The sequence below is a fragment of the Pseudomonas sp. Sample_23 genome, assembly GCF_004307595.1.
In the GTDB taxonomy this organism is placed as follows: domain Bacteria; phylum Pseudomonadota; class Gammaproteobacteria; order Pseudomonadales; family Pseudomonadaceae; genus Aquipseudomonas; species Aquipseudomonas atacamensis.
In genome coordinates, this window is sequence record NZ_RCNX01000058.1 from 1 (window position 1) to 10,294 (window position 10,294).

The 10,294-nt window shown below is 60.0% G+C and carries 9 protein-coding genes; 1 reads left to right on the forward strand and 8 read right to left on the reverse strand.

What is annotated here, in order from left to right; translation table 11 throughout:
* Positions 1-104: 104 nt before the first annotated feature.
* The 6 genes from D8U82_RS15555 to D8U82_RS15585 form a co-directional block, all read right to left on the reverse strand.
* Positions 105-758 carry an HAD family hydrolase gene (locus tag D8U82_RS15555; RefSeq protein ID WP_016773740.1) on the reverse strand — a complete coding sequence of 218 codons (654 nt, stop codon included), beginning with the start codon at positions 756-758 and terminating at the stop codon, positions 105-107.
* Positions 759-870: 112 nt separating this feature from the next.
* Complete coding sequence (locus D8U82_RS15560; protein ID WP_110601211.1) at positions 871-1,860, reverse strand: ABC transporter ATP-binding protein; 990 nt, start codon at positions 1,858-1,860, stop codon at positions 871-873.
* Positions 1,857-2,657: an ABC transporter permease gene (locus tag D8U82_RS15565; protein ID WP_123443861.1), complete on the reverse strand. Its 801-nt coding sequence runs from the start codon at positions 2,655-2,657 to the stop codon at positions 1,857-1,859. Before D8U82_RS15565 ends, D8U82_RS15560 begins: the two co-directional genes overlap by 4 nt.
* A complete protein-coding gene (locus D8U82_RS15570) occupies positions 2,644-3,480 on the reverse strand; it encodes an ABC transporter permease subunit (protein WP_161984092.1) in 837 nt (278 codons plus the stop codon). The genes D8U82_RS15565 and D8U82_RS15570 overlap by 14 nt, the downstream gene beginning before the upstream one ends.
* A gap of 5 nt (positions 3,481-3,485) precedes the next feature.
* On the reverse strand, positions 3,486-4,292 hold the full coding sequence (locus D8U82_RS15575; RefSeq protein ID WP_130902487.1) for an alkaline phosphatase family protein: 807 nt from the start codon (positions 4,290-4,292) through the stop codon (positions 3,486-3,488).
* Positions 4,293-4,425: 133 nt separating this feature from the next.
* Positions 4,426-5,493, reverse strand: a complete 1,068-nt coding sequence (locus tag D8U82_RS15585; protein ID WP_122611955.1) for an ABC transporter substrate-binding protein — start codon at positions 5,491-5,493, stop codon at positions 4,426-4,428.
* Between the two features lie 352 nt (positions 5,494-5,845).
* Between D8U82_RS15585 and phnR the strand changes: the two genes are divergently transcribed.
* Positions 5,846-6,559, forward strand: a complete 714-nt coding sequence (gene phnR, locus D8U82_RS15590; RefSeq protein WP_016773745.1) for a phosphonate utilization transcriptional regulator PhnR — start codon at positions 5,846-5,848, stop codon at positions 6,557-6,559.
* A gap of 37 nt (positions 6,560-6,596) precedes the next feature.
* On the opposite strand, the gene D8U82_RS15595 is transcribed toward phnR, so the two are convergent.
* Together D8U82_RS15595 and D8U82_RS15600 are read right to left on the reverse strand one after the other, a co-directional pair.
* On the reverse strand, positions 6,597-7,931 hold the full coding sequence (locus D8U82_RS15595; protein WP_130902488.1) for an amidohydrolase: 1,335 nt from the start codon (positions 7,929-7,931) through the stop codon (positions 6,597-6,599).
* Between the two features lie 63 nt (positions 7,932-7,994).
* On the reverse strand, positions 7,995-10,148 hold the full coding sequence (locus D8U82_RS15600) for a mechanosensitive ion channel domain-containing protein (protein ID WP_130902489.1): 2,154 nt from the start codon (positions 10,146-10,148) through the stop codon (positions 7,995-7,997).
* Positions 10,149-10,294 lie beyond the last annotated feature (146 nt).

The following is a 10,294-nucleotide window of genomic DNA, read 5'->3' on the forward strand; positions in this document are numbered from 1 at the left end:
CTTTTTAGCGGTAAACACACCCAAAAAGCTTGACCGTGAACAGAGTATCTACAGAGGCACGCATTCCAAAAGTAGGAGCTGCCGAAGGCTGCGATCTTTTGCTTTTATTTCCAGAGGTGGATCGGCCAGCCGGCCTTTTCGGCGTGCTCAAGCAGCACCGGATCCGGATTGACCACGTGCGGGAAGTCCACCTTAAGCAACAACGGCAGATCGTTGCGCGAATCGGAATAAAAACTCGCGCCTTCGAGGTTTTCTTCTTCGGCGTCCAGCCATTCCAGCAAGCGGGTGATCTTGCCTTCGCGGTAAGTCAGGGTGCCGACGGTGTTGCCGCTATACACGCCATGGGCGACTTCCAGTTCGATGGCCAATATCTCGTCGATGCCCAGACGATCGGCGATCGGGCGAACCAGGTGCGCACCGGATGCCGAAATCACCAGAATCCGGTCGCCGGCCTTGCGGTGGGCGGCGATGGTTTTGGTCGCGTCGCTGAAGATGATCGGCTCAATGAAATCTTCCACCCACGGGCCAACCAAGTGCTCGATTTCCTCAGGGGTGCGGCCTATCAATGGTTCGAGACTGAAGGCCATATAGTCTTCCATCGCCAGATGTCCGCGGCCGTAGGCATCCATCAGTTCCTTGTCGCGCTGCATGAACGACTCGCCATCGACCCAGCCGAGGCGGACCATCTGCTCACTCCATAGCGAGGAGCAGTCGCCGTGGATCAACGTTTCGTCCAGATCAAAAATTGCCAAAGCCATCGGGTTCTCTCCGAGAACAGCTGCAAGCTACGAGCTAATAGCTGCAAGAATTAAAATCAGGTGCACCGCAGTCTACAACTTGAAGCTTGTAGCTCGAAGCTTGCAGCTGCTTTTATGCTACTTCGCACAAGGCCGTTGGATCGATGGAAAGTGCCAGGCGCTGTCCGTCGGGATGCAGATCTGCGGCGGAGCGGTTGAGTACGTCGACCACCAGTTCCACCCCGCGCGCTTCGACGCGATAGCGAATGACGTTGCCGAGCAGGCTGTGACTGCGGATCTGCGCGTCGAGTTCGCCGTCAAGGCTCAGTTCGATGGCCTCCGGACGGATGGCGATGCGATGGTTGATCGGTCGTTGTAACAGCTTCGACGCAGCCTCGGCGTCGAGCAGGTTGTAGTTGCCGATGAACCCGGCGGCGAATACATCGACCGGCGCGGTGTAGAGGGTTTCGGCGTCGCCGCTCTGGACGATCTTTCCCTGATTCATCAGGAAAATCCGGTCCGACATGGTCAGCGCTTCTTCCTGATCGTGGGTGACGAAGATCGTGGTCAGGCCGAGTTCGCGCTGGATCTGACGAATCTGTTCGCGCAGGTGTTTGCGAATCCGTGCGTCGAGCGCCGACAGCGGCTCATCCAGCAGCAACAAGCGCGGGCGGGTTACCAGTGAGCGGGCGAGGGCGACGCGCTGGCACTGACCACCGGACAGTTGATGCGGATAGCGGCTGGCGAAGTCGTGCAGTTCAACCAGTTTCAACACTTCTGCCACGCGCTTGTGGCTGTCATCGGCGTTGACCTTTTGCATTCGCAGGCCGAAGGCGACGTTCTGTTCGACGGTCATGTTGGGGAATAGCGCGTAGCTTTGAAAGACCATACCGATGCCACGTTTCTGTGGGCTCAACGGCACGATGTCGACACCGTCGAGGAGGATCTTGCCGCCATCCACCGGGGTCAACCCGGCGATGCAACGCAGCAAAGTCGACTTGCCGCACCCGGACGGGCCGAGCAGGGTGACGAACTCGCCTTTGTTGATTTCGCAATCGATGTCGCTGAACACCGTGGTGCCGGCGTAACTTTTCTGCAGGTGTTGGACGCTGACGTAGCTCATTCGCTTTTGTCCTTGTTCAAGATGTTGGCGATCCAGGTCAGGACCAGCACGAAAAAGAAATACGAAATGACCAGCGCACTGGTGAAGTGGCCGCTGCTGTTACGCATGTTGTTCAGGTACACCTGCAGGGTTTCGTAGCGGGTGCCGACGAGGATGTTGGCGAACACGAATTCACCGAAGAGGAACGAGAACGACAGTAGCAGCGCCACCATCAGGCCTTTGCGCAGATTCGGCAGCACCACCAGAAACGCCGCTTGAAAAGTGCTGGCGCCAAGCAGTTGCGCGGCGTCCATCAGGTCGCGCAGGTTGATCGCTTGCAGGTTGTTGGTGATCGCGCGGTACATGAACGGCAGCGCCACGGTGAAGTAGCAGCCGATCAGAATCCACGGTGTGCCGACCATCGCCATCGGCCCGGAACCGTAGAGCTGCAACAGCCCCACCGAGGACACCACCGGCGGTACCGCGAAGGGCAGCAGGATGAGGATGTTCATCAGCGCATCGAGTTTCGGAAAGTAGTAATGCACGACGAACAGCAGCGGCAGGATCAGCAGCACCGACAGCACCAGCGCGCCGACACAGACAATCAGCGACTGACCGAATGCATGTAGAAAGCGCGGATCGCTCCACAGCTGGATGTACCACTTGAAGGTGAAGCCGCTCGGCAGAATCGTTGCCGACCAACTGCTGGCGATCGAATAGACCAGCGTGCCCAGCAGCGGCAACAGCAGAATGGCGAACAGCAGATAGACCACGACGCGGTGGTAGAGGCCGGCCGGGCCGGATTCAGCGCGAGACATGGTAGCTCCTCTTCAACAGCAGTTGATGCACGACGGTGACGATGGTCATCAGCGCCACGAGCACCACGGCCAGGGCGCTGGCCAGGTTCGGATCAAGGGAAATGTCGCCGGAGACCATCGCCGCAATACGGATCGGCAGAACGTTGAAGTTGCCGGTGGTCAGCGCATAAACCGTAGCGTAGGCGCCGAGGGCGTTGGCCAGCAGGATCACGAACGTGCCGAGCAACGCCGGGGTCAACACCGGCAGGCCGATGTGCCGCCAGAACTGCCAGCCGTTGGCGCCGAGCAGTGCGGCGGACTCGCGCCAGTCTTCACGCAGGGCGTCGAAAGCCGGGTAGAGCAGGAGCACGCCAAGGGGAATCTGGAAGTAGGTGTAGAGGATGATCAGGCCGGTTTTCGAATACAGGTTGAAGTCCTGAATGATCCCCGACTGCTTGAGCATGATGGTGATGCTGCCGTTGAAACCGAGCAGGATGATGAAGGCGAACGCCAGCGGCACGCCGGCAAAATTGCTGGTCATGTTGGCGAAGGCATTCACGAAGTTGCGCAGCTTCGAATCGACGCGGCGTAGTGAATATGCACCCAGCACGGCGATGATGATGCCGAATACGCTCGACCAGAAACTGATCTCCAGGCTGTACTGGATCGCCTGCCGATAGAACTTCGAACCGAAGATCTTGCTGAAGTTGGCCAGGCCCCAGCCGGACTCTTCCGATTGCAGGCTGTTGATCATCACCCAGACCAGCGGGGCGATTTCGAAGACGATAAAGAACAGCGCGAAGGGCACCAGACACAGCGCCGCGAGCCATTTGCCGCGATTCATGGCATTCACTTGAGCAGCTCCCGGCACACAGGTTTGTCGTGGGGTACGCCGAGCAGTTCGCAGACCGTGCCGCAGAGCTCGGTCTGCGTCGGCGTGGCGTCAGGGTTGAGGCTGAACGCATTGCCGAGAACGAACAGCGGCACCTGACGTTCTTCCGCCAGCAGGCCGTTGTGCGAGCGATCGTTGTTCATGCCGTGGTCGGCGGTCACCAATACCTGATAACCAGCGTCGAGCCAGCTCTGCAGATAGTCGGCGAGGGTGACGTCAGCCGAGCGCGCGCTGTTGCGGTATTGAGAGCTGTCGAGGCCGTGCTTGTGCCCGGCGTCGTCGATGTTCATCGGGTGGATCAGGAGGAAATCCGGCGCGTGGCGCAGGCGCAGGCTTTCGGCGTCGGCGAACAGGTGCGAATCCGGATAATGATCGTTCCAGTAGAAGTGGCCGTACTGGATCGGCAGCGTCGGATCGTTGGTGTGGCGGTCGCGCGCCGCCACGAACGGTGAGCGGTTATATAACTCGCTGACCCAGTGATACGCCGCAGCGGCGGTTTTCAACCCGGCATCGCGGGCGTAGTGATAGATGCTGCGCTGGTTGGACAAGCGCGAGACATTGTTGTGGACGATGCCGCTGTCGATCGGCGGCACGCCGGTGAGAATACATTCGTAAAGCGGTCGGGACAGGGCCGGCAGTTCGCACTCCAGTTGATAGAGCGCCGCGCGTCCTGCGCCAACATAAGCCTGCAGATGCCCCATGGCGTGACACGCAACCTCGTAGTTGAGGCCGTCGAGCACGACAAGGATGACGTTGTGCTTCATAGGGGCGAGAACTCCGAAAACAAATCTGGAACCAATCTGTGTAGGAGCTGCCGGAGGCTGCGATCTTTTGATGTTGCTTTTAAAGGGCAAGATCAAAAGATCGCAGCCTTCGGCAGCTCCTACAGATGAAGGATTACTTCATCTCGACGATGACTTCTTCGTTCCACTGCTGTGGCAGGGCTTTGGAGGTCTTTTCCCACGCCTCGGCGTCCTTGACCGGCGTGACCTTCTTGTACTGCTCGTTTGGCAGCAGTTTGGCTTTCACGTCTTCCGGCAGTTGCAGGTGTTCGGCGCGGATCGGCCGGGCGTTGCCGCGGGCAAGGTTGGTCTGGCCGGCGTCGCTGAAGATGTATTCGCGGGTCAGCTTGGCGGCGTTGGGGTTTTTCGCGTACTTGTTGATGATCGTGGTGTAGCCGGAAATCACCGAGCCGTCCGATGGAATCAGCACTACGTAATCATCCGGGTTGGCCATCTTGGCTTTGTAGCTCAGGCCATTGAAGTCCCAGACCACGCCGACTTCGATCTCGCCTTTTTCCATGGTGGCGATAGTCGGGTTGGCCATCGACAGACGACCCTGTTTGGCTAGGTCGGCGAACAACAGCAGGGCGGGCTTGATGTTTTTCTCGTCACCGCCATTGGCCAGTGCCGCAGCGAGGACACCGTTGGCGGCCTGGGCGGCGGTGCTTACATCGCCGATGGAGACTTTGTATTTACCGGTTTTCAGGTCAGCCCATTTGGTCGGTACGTCGGAGCCGTGCAGCAGCTTCTTGTTGACGATGAAGGCGATGGTGCCGGTGTAGGCCAGTGCCCAGTTGCCGTCCTTGTCCTTGGCCCAGTCCGGAACTTGATCCCAGGTGCTTGGCTTGTAGGGTTGCACCACGCCTTGCTTGACCGCGATCGGGCCGAAGGCGGCACCGACGTCGCCGATATCAGCGGTGGCGTTGTCTTTTTCAGCAGCGAACTTGGCGATTTCCTGGGCCGAGCTCATGTCGGTGTCGATGTGTTTCAGGCCGTATTTCTTGGCCAGATCTTCCCAGGTGCCTTTCCAGTTGGCCCAGTCATCGGGCATGCCGACGCTGTTCACGGCGCCTTCCGCCTTCGCAGCGGCTTCGAGGGTTTTCAGATCGGTGTCGGCCGCCATGGCGGCGGTGCACATAGCGATGGTCGAGCCTAACAGTGTTGCCAGGAAAAGCTGTTTCATTCCGAAGCTCCTTGGTCGTGTTCAACGCTGCGATTTGCGGTTGGTGTTGGTCTAGGTCAGCAATACCTGAGCCAATTTAGGTCGGCTGGATGACATTTTGATGTCGATGGCCTCGTGGCTGATCTTTTATCAACCATTGTCAGGAAGGTGCCAGATCAGCGTAGACCATGCTCAAAAGCCCGTGGAGCAGGGGACTTGGCCGATGTATTGCAAGCCGTGAAAGCGACCGTTCGGTAGTTTTGTCATCTGTCGGTCATCTGCACTGCCTAGGCTTGCAACATACGAAGGCGCTTTGATCGGCGTTCGGATTTGCCCCGAAACAGTGCTGGTCTAGTCCAGATAGGTAACGTTGATGCGCGATGAGGCAACGAAAGCGGTGACAGCGATTGGCCAGGTGCTGCAGGAGCAAATCGATCACGGTTTGCTGGCGGCCGGGAGCAAGTTGCCCGCTGAACGCAAGCTGAGCGAGTTGTTCGGGACGACGCGGATCACTGTGCGTGAAGCGCTGTTGCAGCTTGAGGCGCAGGGGCAGATTTACCGTGAGGAGCGGCGCGGCTGGTTCGTGTCGCCGCCGCGTCTGGCGTACAACCTGATGCAGCGCAGTCACTTTCACGCCATGGTCAGTGCGCAGGGGCGCGAACCTTCGACCGAGGTGATTTCGGCGCGGTTGCAGCCGGCTTCGGCGGCGGTGTGTGCGTGGTTGCAGCTGCCGGCGTTGTCGAGCGTGATCCAGATTTGCCGCTCGCGGCGCATTGATGGGCGACTGGTGTTGTATGTGGAGCACTATCTGAATCCGCAGTTTTTTCCGGGGATCCTCGAGTTTGATTTGAATCAGTCGATTACCGAGTTGTATGCGCGGCATTTCGATTTGCATTATGGACGGGTGCGGTTTGAGATTGTGCCTACGTCTTTATCTGTCGATGCGGCGGCGGCTTTACGGGTGTCGGTGGGCAGTCCGGGACTGAGGATTGCTCGGGTCAATTATGATCAGCATGGGCGGTTGATTGATTGTGATCTGGAGTTTTGGCGGCATGATGCGATTCACGTAGGGGTTGATGTGGTTTGATCCTCTGGTCGCTGCGCTCCCACAGTCCCCCCCTTCTCTACTTGCCCACCGCCGCATTCCCATACAAATAATCCGTCGCCAACGACGCCAATGTTCTCACCCCAACCACCAGCGCTGATTCATCTACAAAGAATCCCGGATTGTGATTCGGCGCGGCCTTGCTCATGTCCTGATCCCGTGGCGTCACCCCAAGAAACACAAACAACCCCGGCGCTTCTTTGGCGAAGAACGAGAAATCTTCCGCGCCGCCCACCAGCGGTCCCTGCACCACGTCATCCTTGGCGGCCCACTTCAACGTCGGCAGCATTTTCTCGGTCAGTGCCGGGTTGTTAATGGTCGGGTCGTATTTCTTGATGATGGTGACGTCGGCTTTGGCGCCGCCGCTTTCGGCGATTTTCTCGATGGTCTGGCGTACGTCGCTGTGCAGTTTCTGGCGGATGCCGTAGTCATAGGAGCGGATCGTGCCGGTCATGTCGAGCGATTCGGGGATGATGTTGTAGCGGGTGCCGCCGTTGATGGTGCCGATGCTGACCACCGACGGGTAAGAGGAAATGTCGGTGCGGCGGCTGACCACGGTTTGCAGGCCGACGATGGTTTGTGCGCCGACGGTGATTGGGTCGATGCCATCCCAGGGGCGGCCGGCGTGGGTTTGTTTGCCGTGGATCTTGATGCGCAGGTCGTCGGAGCTGGCCAGGGTCGGGCCGGGGCGGTAGGCGATCTGGCCGGCGGGGACGCCCGCCCAGACGTGCAGGCCGAACACCGCGGCGGGTTTCGGCGATTTCATCACGCCTTCCTCGACCATCATCTTCGCGCCCCAGGTATTTTTGCCGTCGGGAATAAAATCGCTCGGACCTTCCTCGGCGGGCTGGAAGTAGAACACCACGGTGCCGGGCAGGGTGTCGCGCATGCCGGTCAGAATTTTCGCTGCGCTGAGCAGGATGGCGGTGTGGGCGTCGTGGCCGCAGGCGTGCATAACGTCGACTTCCTTGTCCAGATACGTGCCTTTGGCTTTCGAAGCGAACGGCAAGTCGGAGACTTCCTTGACCGGCAGCGCGTCCATGTCGGCGCGCAGGGCCACGGTCGGGCCGGGCAGGGCGCCTTTCAGCACGGCTACAACGCCGGTGCGGGCGACGCCGGTTTTCACTTCCAGGCCCATGGCTTGCAGCTGTTTGGCGACCAGTTCAGCGGTGCGTTTTTCAGTGTTGCCAAGTTCTGGATGAGCGTGAAGGTCGCGGCGGGTTTCCAGCAGCTCCGGTTCGAGCTTCTGCGCCTGCTCGGCGATGCGCGTGCGGGCGCTGTCCATCGTCGCGGCACTGGCGTGGCTGGCGACCAAGGTGAGCAAAAGGGTCTGGGCAATGCGCGTCAGTTGCATGGGCTTCTCCTTGATTATTGTTGTGGGCTTCCTTGCCTGTGACTGCAACCGTGCGCCTGAGTGCTATTCCTTCGGCTGACCACCGCCGGCAGTAATCACCTGCACACTCATCCTTGGCGTCGCCAGATCCAGTCCCGCCTCATCCAAATGCCTTTTCAACGACAAATTGAACGCCCGGGAAACTTCCCACTGCTTGATCGGCGCAGTCTTGAACCGTGCGCGCAAAATCGCGCTGCCGGACTCGAAACTTTCCACGCCCTGAATCTCCAGCGGCGACCAGATGTTGCGGCGTTGCAGCGGATCGCTGCGCATCTTCTGGCCGACGTCGCGCATCAGTTTGATCGCGTCGTCGATTTCCATGTTGTACGGCACGGCGACGCGGAAGATGGCGTAGCCGAATTCCCGCGAGTAGTTCTTGATGCTTTTGATCTCGCTGAACGGGATGGTGTGGACGATGCCGTCGATGTCGCGCAGGCGCACGGTGCGGATGGTCAGGCCTTCGACGGTGCCGAGGTGGCCACCGACGTCGACGTAGTCGTCGATGGCCAGCGAGTCTTCGATGATGATGAACAGGCCGGTGATCAGGTCAGCGACGAGCGACTGCGCACCGAAGCCGATGGCCAGACCGATCACGCCGGCACCGGCCAGCAGCGGCGTGACGTTCATGCCCATGTTCGCCAGGGCGACGATCAGCGCGATGATGAAAATCGCCACGAACAGCACGTTGCGGATCAGCGGCATCATCGTCTGCGCGCGGGCGTTGGCCAGGCCCTTGCGCGAGCGGGTGAGGGCGTGGTGCACGGCGGTGTCGGCGAGGATCCAGATCAGCCAGGAGAAAATCAGCGTGCCGATCAGGCTGAACAGTTTGACGCTGATGTCATGGCCATCGCCTTCGGCGAACGCGATCAGCGAATGGCCCCAGACGCGCAGGCCCAGTTCGATGAAGATCAGCCACACCAGCAAATGCGTCAGGGTATAGAAGAAGTTTTTCAGGCGCTCCGAGTACAGCGCATGGCGTTTCGGCCCGCGTTGCGGTTTCAGTGAATGGCGGCGCACGAGGCCGTTGATGACCATGCACAACACCAGCAGAACCGTGCAGATCAGCGACTGGCGCAGGGCGGTGCTGGTGTCGCCGGCGGAGACGAAGGTGGCGAACAGCGAGATGCCGACCAGCACCAGTGCCGGCACGTACCAGAAGGTGCCGAGGATTTCGATGGTGTCGCTGAGGGCGCGGCGGGTCAGGCGCCGCGACAGCGGTTGGTTGCGGATCAGGTGTGCGATCGGTCGGCGGAATCGCAGAATGAACAGGCCGGTCGACAGCGCCGCGAGCACATTGGCAGTGGTCGCGGCGGTGTGCGCCAGATGCACGCCCAGGCTCTCGACCAGACGCGGATCACTCAGCGCTTCACCAAACGCGGCGAAGCTGCCGATCAGCCACAGCGGCCGAAACGCCTGATGACGCAGAATGTACAGCGCGCGATGACGGTGCGGGCCGTCGAGCAGGGAAAAGGCAATCACGCAGATCGCCGAGAAACAAGTGCCGACCACCAAAGCATACGCCAGCACCATCGCCAGGCTTTTGCCCAGTGATGACGGCAGCACGTAGCTCATGTACACCGTGATCACCAATGCGATCAGCCACGGCCCGAGCTTGCGCAGGGCAAAGCGCAGCATGTCGAGGGCCTTGGGGTGTTGCGGCAGTTCTTCGGTGAGGCCGAAGCGCAGACGCACGCGGTGACCGAGCCAGATCAGCGCGGCGGCGAGCAGGCTCCAGACCATCAGGATCACTGCGAAACCGAAGATGATCGGCAGCCATTCATTGGCCGGCAGCAGCTTGCTGGTCAGTTCGTCCTTGGCCAGATCGAATTCGTTGGACCAGCGGGTAATCGGGCTGTCGGCGCCGGAAAACTGTTTTTCGAAGTTGGCGAGGGTGCCGCCGATCAGGCCCAGCACCCCTTCTTCCGGGGTGGCCTGCGCTTTTTTCGTGGCGTCGCGCAGCTTCTTCAGATCACTGAGCAGCTGCGCGCGTTGCTTGTCGTTTTCCAGCGACTTGATCACTTCGTCCAGCGACTGGCCGAGGGGTTCCACGGCTTCAGGCTGCGGTTTTGAAGTGTTGAGCAGGCCGGGCAGACCGACTGCCTGGGCGGGCGCCAGCGGCAGCAGCGTCATCAGGCAGACAAGCAGCAGACCGGGCAAAGCAAAAAGACGAGCAAACACCAGAAGACAACCTCGCGATAGGCGGATGCGCTGGAGTGTACGAGGCCCCTTGGCGCAATGCGAGCCGGGCGCGGTCATTCGTTGAGTTTGGCGAGGATCTTGTAGACCACCGTGGCGAGGATCATCAGCATGCCGATCCACATGGC